Genomic DNA, 24,838 nt, shown 5'->3' on the forward strand with positions numbered 1-24,838 from the left:
TAAACGGTGACAGGGTTATAAACGGTGACAGGGTTACAAACGGTGACAGGGTCAAAATTTCGAGCGCTTGGAAATCCGCAAAATCCGCACTCATTACAATATTTCCCCAACTCATTACAATTCCCGTAAATTGGCAACCAAAGCACTTTTCCCGACCGAAAAGACTTCGCACTTTCGCGCCACAAACAAACAGCAGTATGGGAAAGATTAGGAACGCTCTGTTCTACGTAGCAATCATCGGTGGTTTTGGCGCGTTGATGTATTGGATCATCGACACGGGAAAATCGCTTGAAGTCGGGCGGGAAATAGGCGACAAACCATTAGAGTCCGGGCATTGGAACGACTTCGTGAACTCGATGGTCCACAATTTGGAGCATCCGCTTGCGATTTTGCTTGCGCAGATCGTGACGATTATTTTCGTGGCAAGATTCTTCGGTTGGGTTAGCCGCAAGATCGGGCAACCGTCGGTAATTGGTGAAATCATTGCCGGAATCGTGCTTGGACCGTCGCTCATCGGAATGTATTGGCCCGAGTTTTCGACACATCTTTTCCCCAAAGAATCGCTGGGAAACCTGCAATTCCTGAGTCAGATAGGACTTATTTTCTTCATGTTCGTCATTGGCATGGAACTCGATCTCAAAGTCCTCAAAAACAAGGCTCACGATGCGGTCGTGATTTCTCATGCGAGTATCATTTTCCCGTTTTCGCTTGGCGTCGGATTGGCCTATTTTATTTATGAAAGATTCGCTCCTGACGGAATCGATTTTGTCTCCTTCGCTTTATTCACGGGCGTTTCGATGAGCATAACGGCGTTTCCAGTACTCGCGAGAATCGTGCAGGAACGTGGCATCCACAAAACAAAACTCGGCGCGATAGCGATAACTTGCGCCGCCGCCGACGACATCACGGCCTGGTGTATTTTGGCCGCCGTAATCGCAATCGTCAAGGCCGGATCGTTCGTGAGTTCGCTTTACATCATCGCGATGGCAATCGTGTACGTGATCCTGATGCTCAAAGTCGTGCGTCCGTTTTTGAAACGCGTCGGAGACTTGAATTCGACTCGCGAAAGTCTGAGCAAACCTGTCGTGGCGATTTTCCTTCTGACGCTTATCATATCGGCTTACGCTTCAGAAGTTATCGGAATCCACGCGCTTTTCGGAGCTTTCATGGCTGGCGTGATCATGCCCGAAAGCGGAAAATTCCGGAACATTTTCATCGACAAGATCGAGGACGTTTCGGTAATCGTATTACTTCCGTTGTTTTTCGTTTTCACCGGACTGCGAACACAAATCGGCCTTTTGAACGATGCATCGCTTTGGTCGACTTGCGGTTGGATAATCGCGGTTGCCGTCGGCGGAAAATTCCTGGGAAGCACGATTGCGGCGAAATTCGTCGGACAGAACTGGAAAGATTCACTTTCGATCGGAGCGCTTATGAACACTCGCGGTCTGATGGAATTGGTCGTGCTGAACATCGGATACGATTTGGGCGTTCTGACCACCGAAGTCTTCACGATGATGGTCTTGATGGCGTTGATCACGACATTCATGACCGGGCCAAGTCTCGACCTCATAAATTACATCTGGCGAAAGCCAAAATCGATCGTGCCTGAAGAAATCGAGCGCAGAGGCAAATTCAGGATCCTGATTTCGTTCGCCAATTCCCAAAGCGGAAAGACTTTGCTTCGTTTGGCAAGTGCGCTTACGCGGAAACAAAGCAGCAATACGGGCATCACGGCATTGCATTTGTCGTTGAGTTCGGAAATGCATTCGTTCGACTTGAAAGATTACGAGAAAAAAGTTTTTGCCCCGATTCTGGTCGAGTCGGAAATCTTGGATCAGCCCGTCAATACTGACTTCAAGGTCACCAACGACATCAACAACGACATTACGCACCAAGCCAATCACGGCGATTACGATTTGCTTCTCATCGGGCTCGGACAGTCGATTTTCGAAGGAACGCTTTTGGGAAAAGTGCTCGGATTCACGACTCAAATCATCAACCCGGATCGTCTGATCGACAAGTTTACGGGAAAAGAAGGTCTGTTCGAGAATTCGCCATTTGACGAGAGAACGCGCCATATCGTGTTGTCGGCCAAAATGCCTGTCGGAATATTTTTGGACAAGAAAAACGAGGATTTCAACCGCATTTTCCTTCCGATTTTTTCTGCCGATGACGAATTCCTGGTCGAATACGCCCAAAAGTTCATTCACAACAACGGCGCTCAAGTCACGGTTCTCGAGGCTTCGGGCGATTCGAAAAACACGACCCAAATGCGCGAAACCATCCGACACATCGAACAGATTGCGCCAAATCACATCGCGATGCGTTCCGACAAAATCATCAACAAGGAATTCCTGCAGGAACAAGATCTGCTTTTGATCAGTCTAGAAAGCTGGAAAAAACTCGTCGACTCACACAGCGTTTGGCTTACGGATACGCCTTCGGTTCTCATCATAAAACCATAACCAAATGAACATAAAAGCATTTTTTGCGACGGTCTTTTTCGGATTGTCGTCAGCCGCCGCTTTTGCGCAAACGGCCGAAGTCGCGCCATCGGAAAAACCCAAAGAGGAAAAACGGATCGAATACGGACTCGATGGAATGTTGGCGGTTTCGGTTGGGGAAAAAACCGTCGGAATCAATGCCGGCGGCCCGAGTTTTAAAGTTCGGATCAAGAATTTCAAGATTGGTTTCGGGGCGATGCCTTCGCTTTTTATCCGCGATGACAAAGCCGTTCCAAGACTTGCGGTCGGTCCTGTCGCCGAATACAAACATGTTATGTTGATAGTTCCTTATTACGGATACGACAACAACGACAGGCAAATCTGGACATTCGGCATCGGATACAAATTTTTCTGATTATTGCAGAATTATCGCTTCAACTCCACAAAATAAAAGCAAAACTCGCGGTAAGCGCAACCAATCCGACGCTCGACAAAACCAAAATCGCAAGGAAGAATTTGCGTGCAAAATTGGTGTTTCTCGGTCTGGCGAGTTCGATGATCCATCCGAAAGTGTAGATGAAATTGGCGATCAGCAAATGTCCGACGTAAATCAAAAGCAGGAAATAATCGCCGCTTCCCATTTCCATGTCGAAAATCCTGAGTCCGAGAATCCACAACGAAATCGCGACGAGCAAAATTTGGATCAGGTTAAAAACGATGCGTCTGATTTCCCACCAACGTAATATTTGGATTGGTTTTCTCTTCGGATTTGTTTCAGATAAGCCGTTCATCTAGCGAAAGTTATTCGTTTTGGTCAATCTCGAATCAAACTGCATTTTCACAGTTTTCAAAACCTTGACGTGCTTGAAATCAGCGTGATTCGGATTTATCAGATAGTTGAATTCATAAGGCACGACAGCGCTCGGAACCTTTAAAACCGCGGCTTCGTTGCGATTCGCGAATGCGTCGCCAATGAGTTGTGTGACCAGAATCGGTGGTTTCGAATCCCAACCTTCGGGCAGTACTTCCAGATCGACCTCGAGAATCTGGATGTTGTCCGGAATATCGATTTCGACGTAAAATCTGTCGGTGGGCAAATCTTCGCTCAAATCGAGATGCACCGCGACTTCGAGTGTTGCAAGCGCGCGGGTTTCGGCCGTGTACACGATTCTCGTGTTGAAACTGTTCCAACGAAAACCTTCGCTCGTGGACGCGCCAATTCCCGAAAGCGTCGTTTTCAGGTACTTTTCCCTTTCGATGCGAAAAACTTTCATTTAGGCAAAATTCCCGTATTCGATGCGGTTCAAACTGAATTTCACCTCGTTCAGGCCCGAAATCGTGTCGAGCATGCTTTCTGGCGAATTTCCTCCTATCGAAAGATTCGGTTTCTTGAGCCAACGCTGGAATTTTTCCTCTTCGTGGTTGAAAACCTCGAGTCCGTAGTCGATCAATTCCGTGATCAAAACGATCAGTTCACTGTCGCGGCTGTCGAGCATCGAATGTTCACTTTTCTTTTTGTTGTAAGTGGTTTGCGGAATGCCAAGCAGCGCCAACACAGACTTCACGGGATTGTTGAGTCGTTTGCTCACAACCTCGATCGAGTCATACGGAATGCCTTCGCGAACCAGATTGACACGCTCGATGTTCGTGCTCCAGGCGTACTCTTTCCCAACGATTTTCAACGTGGATTTTTTTTCTTCGACGGCTTTTTCCCTCGCGATTTCAAGGCTGTTGGAAATGTCGAACGGTTTTGTTTTTCGGATGGCTTTTGTCATAAAGCAACAAATTTGCTACAAAGATAAAGCATTTTTGCTTTGATTGAACAGCTTTCAAAAAATATTGCCGATTGTCAAAGTGTTTCGGGCAAGCGTATAGTCATTGTGGTTTTGGGTTGGAAGTTCCGATTAAGAACCACAAAACGCGATGTGACAAATCTGCAGAATTTACATCACAACCCAAATTCCGCTCCAATCAAATCCCCAAGTTCAGCGTAAAAGTCAACTTGACTGCGATATTGTCTTCAAAATTGGGCAGCGAATATGTTCCGTAACGGTAAAATCCGGCGAGTCCGAGGCCGCTGTAAATCTGGTTCAATTCCAATCCGGATTCAAAAAATCCTTTGTCCATGGTCTTGTAGTCAAAACCGATGTGCTGTTCGCGATTGTCCATGCTTCCAAAAGCGCCGCGAGAAACCAAAGTCACGAACGGACGCACTTTTTTCGAGATCTCGAACCTCGGTGACGAATGCTTGATTTGCAACATCGCGTATCGGCTCGAGAAAAATTCGTTGTAGAACATCGTCTCGAAACTGTTTTTACCCGCAAAAGTCAGGCGTTGCTGAATATGGTCCTTGACGGGATTGTTTGGCGACATGTTGTACAAATGCGTCAGCGGAATATTTCCGTAGGCCAAGCCAGCCTGGAACAAAGCCGAGAATTTCTGTCCGTCGAGAAACGGTTTCTCATAGTCGACACGCGCATCGACTTTCCCGAAACTGAAGTCGTTGTCAGTGAATTTCGGCATTGCCTGCGTGAACTGGAACGTGAATTTCGGGAAGCGTTTTTCGGTCTCGATTCGCGAAACCGGCGTTTGCATGTAGTTCGAAAATGGATTCCACTGAATTCCGACAGAAGCCAAAGTCAAGTTGAAATTCCCATACAATTTCTCGCGGTAATTGAACAGATAATTGAATCGCGGCTCGATCTGGCTGTAAGTCAATTGCCAAACCGATTCTGTTTTTGGGATAATCCTCGTTTCGATATAACCGCGCCAGGTTTTGTGGTTGTAAAAAGTCGAAATGTTGATGGGACGCGCGTCGTAAATCTTGAAAGGTCGTTTGTCAGTAGCGAAAATTACCGATGCGATCTCTTGCAAATCGTCGGTGTAAGACGCGCCAACCCAACTTCCGGTGTAATTCCCGAGTCGAACCGCGCCTCCAAAACTGTATTTCCAACGGCCGTCTTTCGTACCATAAGCCGCATAACCTTCAAGCCGATATTTACTCGAAAACTTGTCATTGGTAATTCCGCCGAGGCCAAGTCTAAAACCTTCGTAATTGTTGACGGTCGCCAAATAACGCAAGCCCAAATCGATCGGCCCGATGGGAATGTAGCCGTTCAGGAACTTTCGCGCCAAACGCAATCGGCTCTCGATTTTCTCCGATCGCGAAATGCTGTCGAGCGCGCGGTAAGTCGCCAAATCACGCGCGTCGGGCGAAACCAATCGGTGTTGTTTCCAAAATGTCGAATCGCGTTTCACGGCATTCACTAAGATTTCAGACTCGACGGCCACGTGTCGGCGCGTGATCGCAATGTCGAATTCGGGTGCTGAAAACCATGTTTGTGAGAGCACGTAACTTCTGTCGGAAGCGAATTTCTGGCGTCGGCTTTCCTGATTTTCAGGATCGAATTCAAGCGTCGCTCCCAAAATCTTGATGTTGGAATTGTTTTTCCCTTTAGATATTTTAAGGATCGTCTGCGAAGGCATCCACAACTGCTGCTCGTCATAAAACTCGAATTCGTGCACGACCGACAATCGCAGCACACCCAAAAATCGGAACTCGGCTTTGGCAACGGCAAAATTTTCCAGGTCGATGAACAGATAACCGTAAAGTCCGCCGCCTTGGAGTTTGCGTTTGGACTTGAACCGAATTTTGGCCACGGCACGATTGTCGATCGAGTCGTTTTCGATGAACTCATAGTTGAAATTGCGAAGCGCGTCTTTGGCCAAAGGACTGGCATATTTGGTCGTGAGCAATTCGTAATGTTCGTCGTAAACCGAGAAGGAATGCAGCTTTACGCCCATGATTTCGTAAACCGGCTGCGAAAATCCGCCCATTTTTGCACCCGTGATATTTTCTTTGAGGCTTTGTTCGGCAAAATCGTAACGCGAGACTTTTTCGCTTTCGAACAAATGGTATTTCTCGATGTATTTCTTGAAATGATAATCGGACGAATCGATCTTGACGAACAGCTTGCGAGGCGTTCTTTTTCCGATAAATACAGAATCGACGCGGCCTGCGATAGAATCCGGATTGGCCGTGATGAGCAATTTGTTGTAGGAATTGATGCGGAAAGTCGCGAGCTTTTGCTGCGGATCGTTCGCGTTTTTCGACGCAATCGCCTTTTTCACGATTCCCGAAGCATCCGATTGGGCGCGAACCGTCAGCGCGAAAAGCAGGACAACAAGTAGAAAGAGGCGTTTCATCGTTACAAAGAAACAGCATTTTGGGATTTTTATTGCGGTGTTTTTTAAGAGTTTGGCAGATTTTCGAATGGCGGTTCAGTATCAAAGTCGGACTAAAAAATTACGAAATGTCGTAAAAAACATAATAATGTTTGTGGGCAAATATCTGTTTTTAAGCAGATTGCATCCGAGGCATCGCAATTGTTCGAAGTGCAAAAAACAAAATCATGGAAAACCAGATTGGAATTTCGGAACAGCAGCTGCAACAACTGACAAATTCGCTGAACATCTTGCTCGCCGACGAATTCGTGCTTTATGTCAAAGCCAGAAAGGCGCATTGGAACGTCGAAGGCCGCGATTTCTAAAAACACGAAAAAATGGCGTGGATGCTGCGTTCGCATCTCAAATTGTAACGCGTCTGCCCAAATAAATCTATCTTTAGCCATGCGAAAATTTTTCCAAAATCACCTGTTGTCGGTCTTCCTTTTCGGATTGATGAGCGTTTCGGTTTTCGCCCAGACCAAAGACGAGGTGAAAGTCATGCGGAAAAAATTGGCTTCGGCAACTTCAGACAATCGCGAGAAAGTCGATTTGTTGCTGCAATTCGGGAATTATGTGTTGGCCAAACCCGGCGAACTTAAAGCAGATCTGGACAGCGCATCGGCACATTTCCAAAGAGCGTTCAAACTTTCGAAAAGTCTTGATTACAAAAAGGGAATCGCACAAAGCACACTACTTGAAGCCCGAATTTTGCGGGAAAAAGGAAGCGAAAAACAGGCTTACGATCGCTTCTCCAAAACCATTTCCTTCGCGCGGGAAAGCGAACTTTTGGCAGATCAAGCCGAAGCGATGACCGAATACGCCAAGCGCTGGAAAACCACGCCCGAAGAACTTCCGAACAAGATGGAAGAACAAAGAAAGGCATTGGGAATTTACGCGAGATTAGGCGCGAAAGGCGGAAAACCGTACGCGGTCGCATTAAAAGACATGGCCGATTTTCATCAGATGTATGGCGAAAATCAGGAATCGATCGACTATCTCGAAAAATCGCTTGCAATTTCGAAAGCTATCAAAGATGGAGACACGCAAGGCACTTATGTTTTGCTTGCGAACAATTATCGCCACATCGGGAATTTCGAAAAAGCTTTGCCGATTGTTCTGAAAGCGCAGGAAATCGCCGAAGCAAACCACGACAGGTCAGAACAAATGGCCATGATCTACAACCACATCGCAATCATTTGCGACGATTTGAAGAAGTTCGATCGCGCGCTTGAATATTTCGAAAAGGCGCTCGAAGTCGCCAAGGAAAACAACGACCGCGACAACATCTCAAAGTTCTGGCTCAGTATCGCGACGATTCACAAACAGCGCAAAAACTACAAGCGCACGGTGGAAATCCTCAACGAAATGGCCAAAAAATATCCGCCGAAATCACTTGACCGCATCGTGCGACAGGAAGTGATGTTCACGGTGACCTATTGCGAGATGGGCGAGACCGAAAAAGCGCGTCCGCATTTCGAGAAACTGCTCAGGATCGAGGACCAAGTTGTGCGCGAAGGCGTTTATGTGGGCGATCTTTATCCGGCGGTCATCAAATATCTGCAGGCTTCGCATCAACCTTTGAAGTCTTACGAATACATCGAAAAATATCGAGATTACCACAAAAACACTTCGAATTTGATCTTTCAGGCGAACGTTGAACAATTGTATTTTTTGTCCGATTCGGCCAGCGGGAAATACCTCGATGCGATCAAGCACTTGCGCAAATACAAAACCTTGACCGATTCGTTTTCGAACGCCGAGAAAATGAAGCAGTTCTCTGAAATGGAAATCAAATTCGAAACCAGGCAAAAAGACAAAAACATCCAACTGCTCAGGAAACAAGGAGAATTGCAGCAAACCAAAATCGAGAATGACAAGATCACGCGCTATATTTTCATAGGATTCGTCGTTGTTTTGGTCGTCGTGATCGGCTTGATCTTAAACCGATATCGCCTCAAACAACGCATCAACAAAAAACTGGAAAGCCAGCAAGAGGAAATAAACGCACAAAACGATCTGCTCAAGAAATTGGTGTCCGAAAAAGAATGGCTGCTCAAGGAAATCCACCATCGCGTGAAGAACAACCTGCAAATCGTGATCAGTCTTTTGAACACGCAATCGGCTTATTTGGAGAACGAAGATGCGATTCAGGCGATCCAGAACAGCCAGCACAGAATGCACGCGATGTCGCTCATCCATCAAAAATTGTATCAATCTGAAAATCTGTCCAAAATCGATATGGGTTGGTACATTCACGAGCTTGTGAGTTACCTCAAAGATTCGTTCGAAAGCACCAAACGCATCAATTACAAAGTCGATACAGATTCGCTCGAACTCGACGTGGCGCAAGCGGTTCCGGTCGGATTGATCCTTAACGAAGCCATCAACAACTCGATAAAATATGCGTTTCCGGATGTGGCAAAAGGTGCGATTTCGATCTCGCTCAAAAACATCGGAAACGAGAAGTACCAACTCACGATTCAGGACAACGGCGTCGGTTTGCCCGAAAATTTCAATTTGGCCGAAACCGATTCGCTCGGAATGAATCTCATGCAAGGACTCGCGAGCCAGCTGCAAGGCGAATTCTCGCTCCAAAACCAAGACGGACTGAAGGTTCAGATCCAATTCAAAAAGAACACGCAACTACCCGAACAAGAACGAGTGCCGAACGAAGATGAAAGAAAAGATTTTACTGGTTGAAGATGAATTTATCGTGGCCAACGACCTCAAGATCATGCTCAAAAAAGCGGGTTATGAAGTCGTCGGGATCGCGGCATCGGTCGTTCAGGCGCGAGAGATAATTGCGGCCAAAAATCCCGATTGGGTTTTGCTTGACATCATGTTGCAAGGCGATTTGACGGGCATCGACCTGGCTTGGGAACTCATTTCCCAGAAGCGTCCGTTCCTTTATATTTCGGCCAACACCAACCAATCGATTCTCGAAAAAGTCAAGGAAACCGAACCTTACGGATTTCTCGTGAAGCCATTCCGAGAGAAGGATTTGCTTGTGATGTTAGACATTGCGCGCTACAAATTCAAGTTGACAAAAGGAATTTCCGACGCGGTTTCAACCTCTGATTTTTCGAGTTTTGACGGAATCGTCGGAAAAAGTCCGCAACTGATGAAAGTTCTGGAAAAAGTCGCCATTGTCGCTCCGGCCGAAACCTCGGTATTGATTTTGGGCGAAAGCGGAACCGGAAAAGAAAGGATCGCCAAAACAATTCACGAGTTGTCGCACCACAAAGAACATCCGCTTGTGGTCGTGAATTGCGCCGCCTTGCCCGCGACTTTGGTGGAATCGGAATTGTTCGGATACGAAAAAGGCGCGTTCACGGGTGCCGAAACTTCTCGCGCAGGAAAGTTCGAACAAGCAGATTGCGGAACCATTTTTCTCGACGAAATAGGAGAATTGCCGTTGGACGCACAAGTGAAATTATTGCGGGTTTTGCAGGAAAAGGAAATTGAGCGCCTGGGCGGGGAAAAAACCGTGAAAGTCGACGTCCGCGTGATTGCCGCGACAAATCGGAATCTCGAAAAAGAAGTCGCCGAAGGCAGATTCCGACTGGATTTGTACTATCGACTGAACGTTTTTCCGATTGAACTTCCGCCGCTTAGGAAACGCCTCGACGATTTGCCGATCCTGGCCGAACATTTCCTCAAGAAATTCTCGTCCGAAATGCGGAAACCCGTGAAAAGTTTCTCCCAAAAAGCGCTCGACGAACTGACGAAATACGATTGGCCGGGAAACATCCGCGAACTCGAACACAGCATCGAACGCGCGGTTTTGATGAGTCAGGACGGAATTGTGCAAACGCTCGATCTTCCGCAAAATTTAACCCAAGAAGAAACCTTCGAATCAGGCGAATTGCTGTCGATGGAAGAAATGGAAAAACGCCACATCCTAAAAGCATTGAACGCGGCTTCGGGAAAGGTTTTCGGGCCGGGCGGCGCTGCGGAATTGCTCAAGATGTCGCCGGCGACTTTGTATGCTAAGATGAAGAAACTTGGGATTGGCAACGGATACGTTTAATTAATAATTAGTAATTAATAATTGTTGGCATGGAAAAAATCGAAGTCGTTCTTGACGAAAAGCGCAAAGGGAAAATCGAATTGTTGTCTGACGGAAAACACGCGGGAGAAATGGTGATTTCAGAAAACGACGACGCGATCACGGTTTATCACACAGAAGTTTCGGAAGCATTCGCGGGGAGGAATTTCGCGAAATTGTTGCTCGACGCCTTGGTTGGCCGCGCCCGCGATTCGAATCGAAAGATCAATCCGCTTTGTCCTTACGTTTTTGCGCAGTTCAAGCGCCATCCGGACGAATTTGCCGATGTTTGGAAAAAGTAGTCGAAACACGAAAGACCTAAACTTGGTTAATTATCTTTAACGGTCAAAAAAAAAGGTAAATGGCAGCCGACGATCTTAAAGTTTTACTCGCAAGATTGCAGGAACGAGAAATGGAATTCTCGCAAGTCCAAGCACTGTCATTGGTTTTGGCTTCGGTCGTAAATGCAGCCGACCTCGAAAAACAAATTCCGAAATTGAAATCCGACTTGGGTTTCGAAGCTTTTTATCTGGCAAGACAGACCGACGAAAAATCGGTAGAAATATTGGCTTCTTTCGGATTCGGAAAACTGGCGAAATCAGCATTTCCAGCCGACGAATTCTTCCAGAAAGCAACGACTTCGCCCGACGCGATTTTGCTTCCGATTCCGTCCAAACAACTTTCTTCGGGAATTTTTACCAGCGCGAACCTAAAATCGAGAAGCGTTTTGGCGATTCCGCTGCGATGCCCCGAAAATTCAGTCGTCGCATTCTTTTTATACAAGGAAGTAAACGGCCCGGAACGTTCGATCGTGAGAATTTTCAGATTTCTGACGAACCAACTTTCGATCACGGCCTGCAATTTTCTGTCGCGGAACTCCAATGCGAAAACTGACAATTCCGATGAAATCCACGAGGTTTTCGATGTCTCGGATTTTGCGCAGATCGTGGGCTCGGGAAAGGAAATGTCCGAAGTGAAAAGGCTGATCTCAATAGTCGCTCCGGCCGACACAGGCGTCTTGGTTTCGGGTGAAAGCGGCACCGGAAAAGAAGGCGTCGCATCGGCAATCCATCAAAAATCGGCTCGAAAAAACCAACCTTACGTTCGCGTGAATTGTGCGGCTATTCCCGCGAATCTGCTCGAAAGCGAATTGTTCGGACACGAAAAAGGCAGTTTCACGGGCGCACTCCAACGCAAGAAAGGCAAGTTCGAAATGGCACACAAAGGCACGCTTTTCCTGGACGAGATAGGAGAAATCCCGATCGAACTTCAAGGTAAATTGTTGCGCGCGTTGCAAGAAGGCGAAGTCGCCAGAATCGGGGCTTTGGCTGCGATAAAAGTCAATGTGAGAATCGTTGCGGCCACGAATCGCGATTTGATGCAGGAAGTGAAAGCCGGCCGTTTTCGCGAAGATTTGTATTATCGACTCAATATTTTCCCAATAAAACTTCTGCCGTTGCGCGACCGCATTGGCGATTTGCCAGAACTCTCGAATTTTTTCCTGCAAAAAACCTGTTCCGAAAACAATCGGAAACCAATGGCTTTTTCGGCCGAAACCTCACGTTCGATGACGCTTTACGCCTGGCCGGGAAATGTGCGCGAATTGCAGAATCTCGTGAGCCGCGCGGTTTTGCTCACAAACGGGAATACCATCTTGAAACTCGATTTTCCAACTTCGGAAAAATCGGGAGCGATAAATCCGGACCTTAATCTAAAGACTTTGGCCGAGATGGAAAAAGACTACATCCTGTCGGTTTTGGTCAAGTGTTCGCACAGGATTTCGGGCCCGAACGGAGCGGCGAAAATCTTGGGAATACCTGCCACAACCCTGATTTCCAAAATGCAGAAACTCGGGATCAAGAAACAAATTACTACAAATTCCCGCGATTTATAAAGTCGGAATCAACACCAGCAATATCTCGCTTTGGATCGGGTCGATTCTTATCAGATTCCGTTCTGCCTGTAAAATCTACGAAATTTCGTAAAATGAGCAATTCGCCAAACCGCGCGAAGCCTTGTCAATAAAAGAAATGTTGTTTTAGGAACGACTTTGGACATAGAAAGCAAAGTACAATCTTAAAACCTTTTCAATCATGAAAGACAACAGTTCAACCATCGCTTTCGAACAAGATCCGGCGATTTCGGTCCAGACCAAAAAATTCCTTACCGCTTTGAATTCAGGAGGAGGCGAACCACTCGAGAAGATGACGCCAGCCGACGCAAGACAAGTTTTGGTGGGCGCACAAGCTTCGGTCACATTCGATTATTCGGATATTGACGAGTCCGAAAAAACGATTGCCGCCGACGGTTTCCAAATCAAACTCAACATCGTAAAACCGAAAGACGCCAAAGACGGATTGCCCGTTTTTATCTTCATCCACGGCGGCGGCTGGGTTTTGGGCGATTTCCCAACGCACAAGAGAATGGTTCGCGATTTGGTCGTAAACTCAGGAACGGTCGGTGTTTTCGTGAATTATACGCCATCGCCCGAAGCGCAATATCCGACAGCCGTCAACGAGATTTATGCCGCGACGAAATGGGTTGCCGAAAACGGAAGCGAAATTGGTGTCGACGGCACGCGTTTGTCGGTCGTTGGAAATTCCGTCGGAGGAAACATGACGGCCGTGACCGCGATCAAATCGATAGAAAACAACGGCCCGAAAATCACGAATCTCATCATGCTTTGGCCAATCGTCGACGCCAAATTCGACCACGAATCTTACAAGCGCTTCGGGCAAGATCGCTTTTTGACGACGCCTTTGATGGAATGGATGTACGACCAATATGAACCGAATGTCCAAAAACGCGAGGAAATCTACAATTCTCCAATCAACGCAAGTGCCGAACTCCTCGCCAAATTCCCACCAACGTTTATTCCGTATGCTGAAGCCGATGTCTTGAACGACGGTGCTTATGCGTTCGGACGCAAACTTGACGAAGCCGGCGCAAGTGTCGTTTTCGTCGAATACAAAGGCATGATCCACGATTTCGGTTTGCTCAATCCGATCGCCGATTTGCCCGAAGTTGGCGTGCTTTTCCGTCAGGCTGCGGCCGAATTGCGATTTTATCTGAAACCGTGAAATCAATTAATAATTAATAGTGAATAATTAATGATGATGAAAATAAATACAAGAAAGAATTTGATGGGAATTGTCCTGTCTGTGGTCGTGGCTTCTTGCGCCGACAAAAAGGAAACTGCGAAAGCTGAAACTTCAGAAAAAGCAAAGGCCAGAGCCGAATACATCGAGGTCGAGCCAAATGTGCGCCTTCACGTAACCGATATGGGCGAAGGAAAACCGGTTGTGTTAATTCACGGTTATCCTTTGAGCGACGCCATGTGGGAATATCAGAATTCTGCTTTGGTAAAAGCCGGTTATCGCGTGATCGCCATCACTTTGAGAGGTTTCGGACAATCGGACAAACCTTACGGAAGCTACAATTACGACCAATTTGCTGATGACATCAAAGTCGTCCTGGACAAACTGGAAATCGAGAATGCAACAATCGGCGGGCATTCGATGGGCGGAGCAATCGCGTTGCATTACGTCGCGAAATTCGACTCGCTCCACGTTTCCAAGCTCGCCTTGTTTTCGGCCGCCGCGCCAAAACACACGAAAGTCGACGGTTTCGAACAACCGTTTTTCTCCAAAGAAGACATTACGGCTTGGGTCGGGTTGATGCACAACGATCGTCCGGCGTTGCTTGCGGCAGTCAGTTCGAAATTCACCTTGAACGAAACTTCGGTGAATCCAGGCCTTGGCGGATGGCTTTACCAACAGGAAATGCAGTCGTCGCCTTACGCAATGGAACAAGCTTTGATCGCTTTGAGAGACGAGGATTTGCGTGCAGATTTGCCAAAAATCAAGATTCCGACGCTGATTTTCAGTGCCGTGCAAGATCACATCGTTTCTCACGAACTCGGGATTTACATGAGCAAAAACATCGCTTCGTCCAAACTTGTGGTTTTCGAAAACAGCGGTCACGCCGGATTTGTGGAGGAAAAAGACAAGTTCAACGCCGAGTTCATCAAGTTCTTGAACGAGGCCAATTAAGGATTTTCACCACGGGATTCCCGACAATGCTTACGCAAAACTTCGCCCTTTCGACAAACCGACTGGGCGATTTTTTTCGGCGAAAGCCAACAAAAACCTACCTTTAACGACTTCAACTTATGAGCACGACTTCACTTTCTACCAAGCAAATCCTGATCATGGCAATCACGGCCGGAATTTGCGTCGCCAACATTTATTACAGCCAACCGATTCTTGCCGAAATCGCGAGATCTTTGGGCACGGACACGAAATCTGCGGGCTTTATCTCGGTTCTTTCCCAAGCGGGTTACGGCCTCGGGCTTTTGTTCATCACGCCTTTGGGAGACAAATTCAATCGCAAAAAGTTGATTTTGACCTTGCAGATTTTACTCATCGGATCGCTTTTGGTAATGGCATTTTCGGCCAACAAATGGATGATTTACGGCGCCGGACTTTCGATTGGGATTTTTGCCGTCGCCGCTCAAGTGATTTTGCCGATGGCCGCGAGCCTTGTTTCTGAAAACCGAGGAAAGATCGTCGGAATCATTTTCACCGGAATTCTGATTGGCGTTTTGGCCGCGAGGATTTTCAGCGGATACATTGCCGAAACCTTCGGATGGCGTTATGTTTACGGAATTTCGTCGGGATTTGTCTTGATCAGCGCCATTTTGATGCAAGCGGATTTCCCGAGCGTGCCCGCGAATTTTTCAGGTTCTTACGGCTCGCTTTTGTCGTCGGTCCTGATCCAGTTCAAGCGATTTTCGATTTTGCGTCGAACCGCGTTTATCGGCGCTTTGTCGTTTGGAACTTTGAGTGCGTTTTGGGTCGCTTTGACTTTTCATCTCTCGGATAAACCCTTTGAATTCTCTGCAGATAAAATTGGCCTTTTCGGATTTTTGGCTGTAGGCGGAACTTTGGCCGCGCCTTTGTTCGGAAAGCTGTCGGACAAATCGGAAAGTCCGCGCAAGTCGTTGTTGATCGCGCTTTCTTGCGTACTTATTTCACTCGTCGCAATTGCCGTTTTCCCACATTCCATTCTCGCTTTGTGCTTCGCGGTCTTGTTTCTCGACATGGGAATCCAAGCCGTGCAGGTCACGAACATCGCCATCATCTACACGCTCGACACAAAAGCCAACAGCCGCATCAACACTGTTTACATGACCACGTACTTCGTAGGTGGCGCAGCCGGTTCGGCTCTCGGAATCTGGGCTTGGGAACACGGCGGATGGATGCTCGTAATGGCACAACTTTTCGTGTTTGTTGCTTTGGCTGTGGTTTTGTCTTTCTTCCAAACCCAAAAGGGTTCGTCTGCCGCGGAATAATTTTTCCACCACCGATTTTTCCAGGCCGCGCTTTTCGGGTTTACTAATTGTCCGATAATTTAAACCGCGAATTCGCGAATTACACCACGTGAGGTAATTCGCGAATTCGCGGTTTAAAAAATTCTCGGCCAAGCTGCGCATAAGTTGCCGTAACCGGCGTAATCCTTCCATTGCTTGCGCCAGTTTGCGTCGCTCGAGTCGTGGCCAAAAAGTAGCGAGACTGTGAAAAATGACAGGCCGAGATAAAAAATGAAGCCACGAATGCACGAATAACAAGCATTCGTGCATTTTTGGCTTAAAAATTATCCGTGGTGAAAATCAGCGGGAGAAATTGTGGACAGCTATTTTCAAGCTTGCTTGCCATGAGAAATTTAGATTCGCGTTTTATTCTTACGCTTCGCATCTTCCTGTATCACGGACGCAAGGATATACGCGGATCACACGGATTTTGAAAGCTTCGCTTTTTTAATACTAATTTAGGTATCGAAAAATTTAACCGCGAATTCGCGAATTACCACAATCGGCGTAATTCGCAAATTCGCGGCTAAAAATAAATTCACGGTTTCGCTGCGCAGCAGTCATCATAATCGGCTTAATCCGTGCATTGCTTGCGCCAGTTCGCGTTGCTCGGGTTGTAACCAAAAAAAGCGGCGAAGCTGTAGAAAGTAAAAAACGAGATAAAAATGAAGCCACGAATTCACGAATAAAAAGCATTCGTGAATTTGTGGCTTAAAAAAATTGTCTGTGACGAAAATCAGCGGGAGAAATGTCGATCGAACCAGGCAGCGGCCAAATCCAAATCTGTTTTCGTGAGATTGTGGCTCGTGGGAAGTAGCTCGGAGTCAACCAAAAATCCATTGTCAGAAAGAATCTTTGAATACAATTCGATCTGATCCAGATCAACCGTCTGATCCTGGTTTCCGCTTGAAAGAAAAACCGGAACATTCGCAGCTTTCTCGGTCGGACGCAACTTTTTGAACGGCAACATCGGACGCAACAAGATCGCGCCAGCCAAAAACTTCGGATCCAAAAACAAAGCCGAGCCCGCGATATTCGCACCATTGGAATAGCCCAAAGCAACGAGTTTCGTTACGTCGAAGTTCTCCTTATCGGATAAATCCTTCAAAAACGCAATCATCTCGTGCGTTCGGAATTCCAGGTCTTTCTCGTCGAAAATTCCCATTCCGATGCGCTTGAAAAACCGCGGCATCCCGTTTTCTTCAACGTTTCCACGAATCGACAGAATGTTTAAATCGTTAGGGAAAAAATCGGCGAACGACAGCAAATCGTGCTCGTTTCCGCCTGTTCCGTGAAGCAAAAGCAAAGTGTGAGCCCCGGAAATACCCGAGGCTTTGTACACATATTTCATTGGTTGAAAATCCATAATCACTTAATTTATCGGTACCAAATGTTGTTCGATCGCCGCGCGATTTTGTTCGTATTGCGCCGGCAACTTCAGGCCTTTGCCCAAATCTTCGAGCGCTTCGTCAACCGTAAATCCGGGATTGTCTGTCGCGATTTCGAACAAAACGCCGCCCGGCTCACGGAAGTAAAGCGAGTGAAAATACTGTCGGTCGATTTGTGGCGTGATGCTCAAACCATGCTCGATGACTTTTTCGCGGAATTTGTGCAGAATCTCGTCGTTCTGAACCCGGAAAGCCACGTGGTGAACGGTTCCGCCGGCTACGTGTCCGTGTTTTTCTTCCGGAAGTTCGACCAAATCCACGATCGCTGCGTTCTCGATAGCGTCGGTTTTGTAGCGGAAGCGGTTCACTTCCTGAGCGACCAATTTATAGCCGAAAATCTCGGTCAAAATCGCCGCCGTCGGCTTGATGTCTTTCAACGATAACGTGATGTTGTGGAAGCCGCGAGTCGCGACAGTCGCCTTTACTTCGTCGGTTTCCCACGGTTTGCGTCCGTCGTTTTCGGTTTCGGTCAACTCGATTTTTAATCCGTCGGGATCGAGAATCGTGAGGTAACGCTCCCCGAATTTCTCGGCTGGTTTGTTGTAGATCACGTTGTGTTTCTCGAATCTGTCGACCCAAAAATCGAGACTGCCTTTGGGTACGGAATACCCGATTTCCGTGGCCATTCCGGTGCCGCGTCGGCCTTGGGCGATTGAACTTCCCCAAGGGAAAAACGTAAGGATCGTGCCCGCGCTTCCCACTTCGTCCCCAAAATAGAAATGATACGTTCCGGGATCGTCGAAATTGACCGTTTTTTTAATGAAGCGAAGTCCCAAAACGTTCGCGTAAAAATCGAAATTGCGTTTGGCGTCACCGGCGATCGCCGTAATGTGATGCAAACCTAATATCTTGTTTTCCATGATGATAAGTGTTATTTGTTAGGCCAAAATTAGGTCGTCTTTCGTTCTGAAACATTGAACTGGGACAAGAAGTCAAAATTTGAATTGGGAAGTGATCCCGAAGAAGAAAATATCTTGTCCGGCGCCCGAATTCTTTAAGAAATTTCCCGCGTCAAACCACGTGGTTTCTGCCTTGAGCGAGAAAAATGCGTTCGGTTCCCACGCGATATTTGCCGCGAGTTGTGTTCCGATGAAGCGTTCCGAACTTTCTCCCGGATAAATCAGGCTCACGTTCGGCGCATAAATTCCGTCCTCGGTCGAAAAGCGCCAGAACAAGTCGTAATCGAGTCCGAAGTCAATCGTTTTGGTCAGTGATAACGCGATTTCCGGATGGATGTCGTACAAATTCGACGGACCGATAATTCCCGCCAATCCGAAATAAGCGCCACGCGGAAACAATGGATTAAATGTTTGCAGGCGATTGTCCGACGCATTTCTGTCACCTGAAATCACTTCGGTTTTGAGTCCGATTTTTGGTTTCAATCCAGCATTTTCAAACCGATACGTCAAATATGATGAGATCGTCCAAGCTGAAATTGCCTGGTTTTCAAGCGCGCCAAATTGGTAAACGCCTTCTATGTCGTAAAGAAACGCCTGGCCTTTGTTCCAGATTCTCGTTCCGAAAGAATGTCGGTGTTCGCGCCCGATTGTGTTGGCGAAAGCCGCGTTCTCCTTTCGAAGCCCAAAATAATAGACGTCGATATTTTGCAAAAACGGAACCGATTTCAGGACTGTGTAATTTCCCCAAAGCCGGGTTTCGGTCTCGATGTTGTCGTCGAAAATCTGCCGTCCATTTACGACTGGATACGCAAAAAAGACTTCTGAATTGACGCTTCCGCGCATGAAAATCAACTTCGCCGCATCCAACGAAAGTCTATTATTCGGAAATTCCCGGACGGCGACGAGGCGTTGCGAACCGTACCAAAATTCCTGTCTTCCGACGCGCAACGTAAGCGAACCCTTGCCAAAATCCTGTTTCCAATCGGCGAAAGCCTGGTGCCAATCGAGCGGATTTTCCTCAATCGGACTCGGATCCAAACGTCCGGAAACCGAACTGCTCTGGATTTGGAAAAACGCGCGAAAGTGCTTTCCGGTGTGAAAATCGACGTGAAGCAAATATCGGTTCAGCAAAAATCCGTCCTTGTCAGATTGCGTGTCGCCCCAATCTTCGTTGTCGAATTTGAAATATTGCAAGCGGATGTCGCCTCCGAAAGAAAAATAAGTACTGTCGTTTTTGGAAACCGATGCGAATTTCAATTTCGGATACCAATTGCCCGAAGAATCGCCCACCATGGAACGAAAATCATCGTGATAACGCAGCGAATTGAAGTTTGGCGATTTTTGCGCAATCGACAGAAAGCTTCCGAAAAGCAGTAAAAGGAGGCACTTTTTCATGTGACCTTGATTTGGTTTCGGATCGATCTGTCGAGTGAGAATCGTCCACTTCCGACCAAAAGCAGAAAGCCGAAACAGCAACTGTAGATAAACGGGATGTCGCGCACCATTGGATCGTCGTGCAAATGCATGGCCAAAAGTCCGGTCAAGGTGACGCACAAAACGAGTGCCGATGCGAGTCGTGTGCCAAGTCCGAAAATGATGAAAATCGGTGCTGTTAAATTGGCCGTGATGGCGATCGAGTCGTTTAGGAAATCGGGAAAGCCGATCGGATTTGGAACGACTTCGGCAACCGCGACGCCAATTCCCAATTTCTTGAGTCCGTGTACGCAAATGAGTTCGACCGAGATCAAAATCCGAAAGCACAAAATCGCGTAATCGTTTGCTTTGTCGCCCAAATTCGAATGCAGTAAAAAGAAGAAAAGTCGTTTCATGGCGTCAGTTATTTTGATATCCGCCAAAGAAATTCACCGGACTCCAAGCCGGAATCGCTTTCGGGATTTGCGGTGAATCGGCTTTGAAATCGTGGTTTCCGTAGACAATTTTTCCGTTCACGACCGTCAATTCCGATTCGAGATCGAGGATTTTTTCGTCGGAAACAGAAAAATAATCGGCACTCAAAATCGCGAAATCGGCCACGAAACCTTGGGTGAGTTTGCCACGTTTTTGTTCGAGATTGATCAACGATGCGCTTCCGGATGTGAACAGTTCCAAGGCTTTGCGTCTGTCGAGAATATTTTCGTCAGCCATGTATTTTCGCCCGCCCAAAGTTTTGCCCGAAGTAAGCCAATACAGGCCAACCCACGGATTGTAACTCGCCACACGCGTGCCGTCGGTTCCCATTCCAACCTTGATCCCGAGCTCGAAAATCTTCTTGAGCGGAACGGTTTTCGAAGCCGCGTCTTTGCCATAACGTTCGATAAACGCCTCGCCTTGATAGGCCATTCTGTGCTGGATCGCGAGCCCGCCACCGAGCGTTTTTATGCGTTTGAGATTTTCTTCGGACACAGTTTCGGCGTGATCGAAAAACCAGTTCAGGCCGTTCAACGGCTTGGTTTTGTCGATTTCCTCGATCACATTCAAAAAGCGCGTAATACTCTCGTTGTAAGTCGCGTGAATGCGGAACGGCCAGCGTTTTTGCACCAAAAGTTCGAGAACGGGCTTGAGTTGGCTTTCCATATTGGCCGACAATTCGGGGCGCGGTTCGTCGAAATTCTCGAAATCGGCGGCGCTTGCCACAAGATTTTCGCCACCGCCTTGCACGTAATATTCGACGTGATCGTGGTCGTCATCGTGAGCGCCAACTTCGACGGAACTCGTCCAGCGCGTGTAGTCGTTGAGTTCGGTTCCAGCTTTTTGGGCGAATAGATAATACGGCATGCGAACCGTCAACTCGTCTTTTTTGTCAAGGGCTGTCGTGACGCCGTAATCGTCGGGGAAATTCTGGAAACCGCCGCCAGCATCCATGATCGCCGTGACACCGAGTCTGTTCATTTCGGTCATGAACAATTTGGTGGAGTTGACTTTTTCGGCAGCCGACAATTCGGGCAATTTGGACAAAGTCGAATACAGGATGAACGCGTTCGGTTCGGCTATCAAAAGTCCTGTCGGATTTCCGTTTGCGTCTTTTTGGATCAGTCCGCCGTTCGGATTTGGTGTCGACGCATCGATTTTGAGCGCCTGAAGCCCGGATTTGTTGAGATAAGCGTGTCCGTAAAGATGTAACACGAACGTCGGAACTTCGCCTGTCGCCGCGTTGATTTCTTCCAGAGTCGGAAGTCGTTTTTCGTCGAATTGATAAGCGTTCCATCCGCCTACGACTCGTACCCATTGGCCTTTTGGCGTTCTTTCAGCTTGTTCCTTCAACATCGCCAGTGCGCGTTTCAAGGTTTTTACGCCGTCCCAACGCAATTCGGTATTGAAGAATCTTCCGCCGCGGATGATGTGCATGTGCGAATCGAAAAGTCCCGGAATCACGGTTTTTCCCTTGGCGTCAACGATTTTGGTTTTGGAGGTTTTGAGTTTGAGGATTTCAAGATCGGTCCCTGTTTTGAGGATTTTTCCATCCGATATCGCCAGGGCCGAAACGATTCGGTCTTTGTCATCCATCGTATGGATTTTGGCATTCTTGACGATCAAAGTCGCCTTTTGTGCCACTGACAAATGCGTCAGAATGAGCCAGATTGCTGTTATTTTCAGAAGTGTTTTCATGATTGTTTTCGGGATAAAAAAGGCCGTGAGAATCAACACGGCCTGGAAAGTTGTGTTGTTTTGGTTTTTTAGTGTTTCAACATCTGATGACCATACTGAATTCCGACACCGTAAGCGCCGCCATATTTTTTGGCCAAATCAGTAACGGCTTTGTACGTTTCCTGGCGCGACCAATCGCGTTGCAGCTCAAGCAGATATTGAAGCGAAGTCATAGGATGCGCGCCGGCTTGGATCATTCGGGCGATCGCCATGTCGTGTGCTTCTTTTGAAACGTCTCCGCAAGCATCGGTAATCACATAAACGTCATAACCTTCGCTGATCGCCGAAAGCGTAGGCCCGACGATACAAACGCCTGTCCACAAGCCTGCGAAAACGAGTTTTTTCTTGCCTTTGCCCGTTATTGCTTTGTAGGCGTTCACGTCTTCCCAAGTGTTCATCGTGGTTCGGTCGATGTAATTCGAGGTTTTTTGCGGATAGACTTCCTCGATTTCTCTAAAAACCGGTCCGCTGAAAGAATGTTCTGCCACGGTCGTAACGACTGTCGGAACATTGAAGATTTTCGATGCGCCGGCCACAAGCGCGACGTTGTTTCTCAATTGGTCGATTGGAATACTCGCCGTTGCGAAAGCCATTTGTCCTTCATGGTCAATCAAGACCAAGGTGTGGTTTGTCGGATTGATCAAAGAAGCTCCTGGTTTTTGTGCCGATGCCGAAAGCGCGAATACTAAAAAAGCGGTAAGGAATACAAGTTTTTTCATGATGGATGTTTTAAATGTTAGTATTATAAAAGGTTTTTCTGCCTTTACTCACATTTGAATCCATTTATGTAAAAGACTGATTAGTAATATTCTAAGAATTTTATCAATTTTTAGGATTTACGAAATCCCGTAAATTTTTAGCGAGATTTTGGCATTTGGATGTGAAGTGTTTACGAATACATTTGTGTAAATTGGCGTCCGAAATTATGAACGACGACAACTTCAAACTTTTCTGCCTCGAAGCGGTAAGAGACGCATCGGCCGACCAAGTCAGCAAACTTTTCCCCATGCTGGATCATCTGACGCTAAAGCACGACATCACGACTGTCTATCAAAGCTGCGACAGCATAACCGGTTTCGAGCAAAGCCTGAACACGCTTTTGTACGAAGACCGTGATTTTAAGGACTACGAGATCATTTACCTCGCGGTTTCGGGGAGTGAAAGTGACATCGTCATAGACAATTACCGCTATTCGCTGCAAGAAATCGCCGAGCTTTTCGAGGGCAAACTCAAAGGGAAACTGATTCATTTCGCCAATACGAAAACGCTGGACATCGATCTTGAAATGGCGCAGTACTTCATTGACGTCACGAATGCCAAGGCGATTTCGGGCTACACGCATAGTGCGTCGTTTCCGAGCCTGGCGCTCGATGCGGCGTTGATCGCTAGTTATTATCAGGACACGGATAGTCCTACCGAATTGGTGCGGATTTTATTGGAAGATCATGGTGCGCTTTGCAGTGCTTTGGGGTTTCGGCTTTTTTATTGATTTTTTTGGGGAGCTGGTTCCGGCTGACTGGCACTAGCTTTTTTGCAAAAGCCGGTTTTTCTATGTCTTGAAACGAGCTTCCGTTGGTCGCTGTTTCAAGTCAAGAAAATCACGTCTTTTTCTGCAAAAGGCTAGTTGCCGTCATCCGGGCTATTTCCTTTTTACCGCAAAATCTTTTTCCTTTATAATTTCCTGTGTAACCGGAAGCTTTTCCTCACTTTGTCAAAAGAACGAGCTTTGCTCGTTTGCTTCTTTTCGCCGGCTGCGCCGTCGCAGGCTTTTAATTTCTTTCGTCGCCTGCCAGCGGGGCTTACTTTTGCCTAGCCGCAAAAGTAACAAAAAGGCTCGCGGCACGACCGATTTTGGCGACCTGACAGCCTTGGAAATTCGGGAATTAAAGGAACTCGCGGGAGCTTTTTCCCGAAACGACTTTCTCTTTGGGGCGCTCAAACAACCTTTAATTCCGCGAATTTCCAAGACGTCAGGTGCCCGCCAAAACGCTCAAATGCCGGACTAAGCGGAAAGTATCTATTGACATTTTTCCTCCGCTGTAGCTTTGGAAAAATGCGTCTCCGAAACACCAAAATTTCCTTAATCGCAAGAATCGTTTCCATAACGTCGTTGCCGGACACTTCTGGCGTTGAAAACCCGCGCTTCGAAACATCAAAATCCCGTGGGAAGCCTCATTTTCCTAAGACCTAACAAATCTCCGAGATTTGTTAGGTCTGGCCGAAGTTCGGAGAAAAAACCGGGAATCGATTACAGATTTCCTGTAGAAAATGTTAAGGTTTTTGATCCGAATGGTTGTTTCGAGCAAACGTAAAAACCCAAGGTTTTTGATCAACGCCAACCGATTGTTTCCGTCAAAGACACACCTGTTTTTCGCTACGGAGCCAACGAGGGTTATCGAAACCGAAAATTTTGCTACGAAGCCGTTTTTAGCGCAGCGAAGCAAGCTAAAAAGCAAATGAACACTTCCGATTAGTCCGCGGCCTAAGCACAAAACGCGGGCACCTGACGTCACGAAAATTCGTCGAAAGGAAAAACTGTTTGAGCCAGAAAAGAGCTTCCGGCGAAAAAGCAGTTTCCGGCGAGTTTTTTTCATTTCCGAATTTTTGGGGCTGTCAGGTCGCGTTTTTGGTTCAGCCGCAAGGCCTTTTTGCTACTTTTGCGGCCAGGCAAACCGAGGAACGAGGTTCACTGAATCCTTTAAAAAACAATAAAAATCAATGAAGTAAAAGTAGTCCCGCGGAAGGCGACGAAC

At 47.2% G+C, this 24,838-nt stretch carries 22 protein-coding genes; 12 read left to right on the plus strand and 10 right to left on the minus strand.

Features of this window, described 5'->3' with window-relative positions:
• Positions 1-197: 197 nt before the first annotated feature.
• Positions 198-2,468, plus strand: coding sequence for a cation:proton antiporter (locus tag EOO49_RS17680; RefSeq protein WP_290848143.1), 2,271 nt, complete (start codon positions 198-200; stop codon positions 2,466-2,468).
• Between the two features lie 4 nt (positions 2,469-2,472).
• Positions 2,473-2,862: a hypothetical protein gene (locus EOO49_RS17685; RefSeq protein ID WP_290848145.1), complete on the plus strand. Its 390-nt coding sequence runs from the start codon at positions 2,473-2,475 to the stop codon at positions 2,860-2,862.
• A gap of 19 nt (positions 2,863-2,881) precedes the next feature.
• On the opposite strand, the gene EOO49_RS17690 is transcribed toward EOO49_RS17685, so the two are convergent.
• From EOO49_RS17690 to EOO49_RS17705, 4 genes are all read right to left on the minus strand, one after another.
• Positions 2,882-3,238 carry a hypothetical protein gene (locus EOO49_RS17690; RefSeq protein ID WP_290848147.1) on the minus strand — a complete coding sequence of 119 codons (357 nt, stop codon included), beginning with the start codon at positions 3,236-3,238 and terminating at the stop codon, positions 2,882-2,884.
• Entirely contained in the window at positions 3,239-3,721 is a 483-nt protein-coding gene (locus tag EOO49_RS17695; protein ID WP_290848149.1) for an RES family NAD+ phosphorylase, read from the minus strand.
• Complete coding sequence (locus tag EOO49_RS17700) at positions 3,722-4,222, minus strand: antitoxin Xre/MbcA/ParS toxin-binding domain-containing protein (RefSeq protein WP_290848151.1); 501 nt, start codon at positions 4,220-4,222, stop codon at positions 3,722-3,724. It lies immediately after the preceding gene.
• 196 nt (positions 4,223-4,418) lie between these two features.
• Positions 4,419-6,653, minus strand: a complete 2,235-nt coding sequence (locus tag EOO49_RS17705; protein WP_290848153.1) for a DUF5686 family protein — start codon at positions 6,651-6,653, stop codon at positions 4,419-4,421.
• Positions 6,654-6,859: 206 nt separating this feature from the next.
• Between EOO49_RS17705 and EOO49_RS17710 the strand changes: the two genes are divergently transcribed.
• The 8 genes from EOO49_RS17710 (at position 6,860) to EOO49_RS17745 (ending at position 16,075) form a co-directional block, all read left to right on the plus strand.
• Positions 6,860-6,997, plus strand: coding sequence for a hypothetical protein (locus EOO49_RS17710; RefSeq protein WP_290848155.1), 138 nt, complete (start codon positions 6,860-6,862; stop codon positions 6,995-6,997).
• Between the two features lie 79 nt (positions 6,998-7,076).
• The gene (locus EOO49_RS17715) at positions 7,077-9,374 is read left to right on the plus strand and encodes a histidine kinase dimerization/phosphoacceptor domain -containing protein (RefSeq protein WP_290848157.1); all 2,298 of its coding nucleotides are present in this window, start codon (positions 7,077-7,079) and stop codon (positions 9,372-9,374) included.
• Positions 9,349-10,704 (plus strand): sigma-54 dependent transcriptional regulator, encoded by a 1,356-nt coding sequence (locus tag EOO49_RS17720; protein WP_290848159.1) that lies wholly within the window; start codon positions 9,349-9,351, stop codon positions 10,702-10,704. The genes EOO49_RS17715 and EOO49_RS17720 overlap by 26 nt, the downstream gene beginning before the upstream one ends.
• A gap of 29 nt (positions 10,705-10,733) precedes the next feature.
• Positions 10,734-11,024, plus strand: coding sequence for a GNAT family N-acetyltransferase (locus EOO49_RS17725; RefSeq protein WP_290848161.1), 291 nt, complete (start codon positions 10,734-10,736; stop codon positions 11,022-11,024).
• A gap of 59 nt (positions 11,025-11,083) precedes the next feature.
• Positions 11,084-12,616: a sigma 54-interacting transcriptional regulator gene (locus EOO49_RS17730; RefSeq protein WP_290848163.1), complete on the plus strand. Its 1,533-nt coding sequence runs from the start codon at positions 11,084-11,086 to the stop codon at positions 12,614-12,616.
• Between the two features lie 199 nt (positions 12,617-12,815).
• Complete coding sequence (locus EOO49_RS17735) at positions 12,816-13,802, plus strand: alpha/beta hydrolase (RefSeq protein WP_290848165.1); 987 nt, start codon at positions 12,816-12,818, stop codon at positions 13,800-13,802.
• A gap of 36 nt (positions 13,803-13,838) precedes the next feature.
• Positions 13,839-14,774: an alpha/beta hydrolase gene (locus tag EOO49_RS17740; protein WP_290848167.1), complete on the plus strand. Its 936-nt coding sequence runs from the start codon at positions 13,839-13,841 to the stop codon at positions 14,772-14,774.
• 119 nt (positions 14,775-14,893) lie between these two features.
• Positions 14,894-16,075 (plus strand): MFS transporter, encoded by a 1,182-nt coding sequence (locus tag EOO49_RS17745; RefSeq protein ID WP_290848169.1) that lies wholly within the window; start codon positions 14,894-14,896, stop codon positions 16,073-16,075.
• A gap of 754 nt (positions 16,076-16,829) precedes the next feature.
• Here the strand turns inward: EOO49_RS17745 and EOO49_RS17750 are convergent.
• The 6 genes from EOO49_RS17750 to EOO49_RS17775 form a co-directional block, all read right to left on the minus strand.
• A complete protein-coding gene (locus tag EOO49_RS17750) occupies positions 16,830-17,459 on the minus strand; it encodes a hypothetical protein (RefSeq protein WP_290848171.1) in 630 nt (209 codons plus the stop codon).
• A gap of 6 nt (positions 17,460-17,465) precedes the next feature.
• Positions 17,466-18,401: a ring-cleaving dioxygenase gene (locus EOO49_RS17755; RefSeq protein WP_290848172.1), complete on the minus strand. Its 936-nt coding sequence runs from the start codon at positions 18,399-18,401 to the stop codon at positions 17,466-17,468.
• Positions 18,402-18,473: 72 nt separating this feature from the next.
• A complete protein-coding gene (locus tag EOO49_RS17760) occupies positions 18,474-19,835 on the minus strand; it encodes an alginate export family protein (protein ID WP_290848173.1) in 1,362 nt (453 codons plus the stop codon).
• Positions 19,832-20,269: a DoxX family protein gene (locus EOO49_RS17765; RefSeq protein ID WP_290848174.1), complete on the minus strand. Its 438-nt coding sequence runs from the start codon at positions 20,267-20,269 to the stop codon at positions 19,832-19,834. Before EOO49_RS17765 ends, EOO49_RS17760 begins: the two co-directional genes overlap by 4 nt.
• 4 nt (positions 20,270-20,273) lie before the next feature.
• Positions 20,274-22,046, minus strand: a complete 1,773-nt coding sequence (locus EOO49_RS17770; protein ID WP_290848176.1) for an amidohydrolase — start codon at positions 22,044-22,046, stop codon at positions 20,274-20,276.
• Positions 22,047-22,114: 68 nt separating this feature from the next.
• Positions 22,115-22,804, minus strand: coding sequence for a hydrolase (locus EOO49_RS17775; RefSeq protein WP_290848178.1), 690 nt, complete (start codon positions 22,802-22,804; stop codon positions 22,115-22,117).
• A 206-nt stretch (positions 22,805-23,010) separates the two neighbouring features.
• Here EOO49_RS17775 and EOO49_RS17780 point away from each other — a divergent pair, with 206 nt between their 5' ends.
• Together EOO49_RS17780 and EOO49_RS17785 are read left to right on the plus strand one after the other, a co-directional pair.
• On the plus strand, positions 23,011-23,574 hold the full coding sequence (locus EOO49_RS17780; protein ID WP_290848180.1) for a DUF6642 family protein: 564 nt from the start codon (positions 23,011-23,013) through the stop codon (positions 23,572-23,574).
• 67 nt (positions 23,575-23,641) lie between these two features.
• On the plus strand, positions 23,642-24,091 hold the full coding sequence (locus EOO49_RS17785) for a hypothetical protein (protein WP_290848182.1): 450 nt from the start codon (positions 23,642-23,644) through the stop codon (positions 24,089-24,091).
• Positions 24,092-24,838 lie beyond the last annotated feature (747 nt).

Source organism: Flavobacterium sp. (assembly GCF_004295795.1).
Lineage (GTDB): Bacteria > Bacteroidota > Bacteroidia > Flavobacteriales > Flavobacteriaceae > Flavobacterium.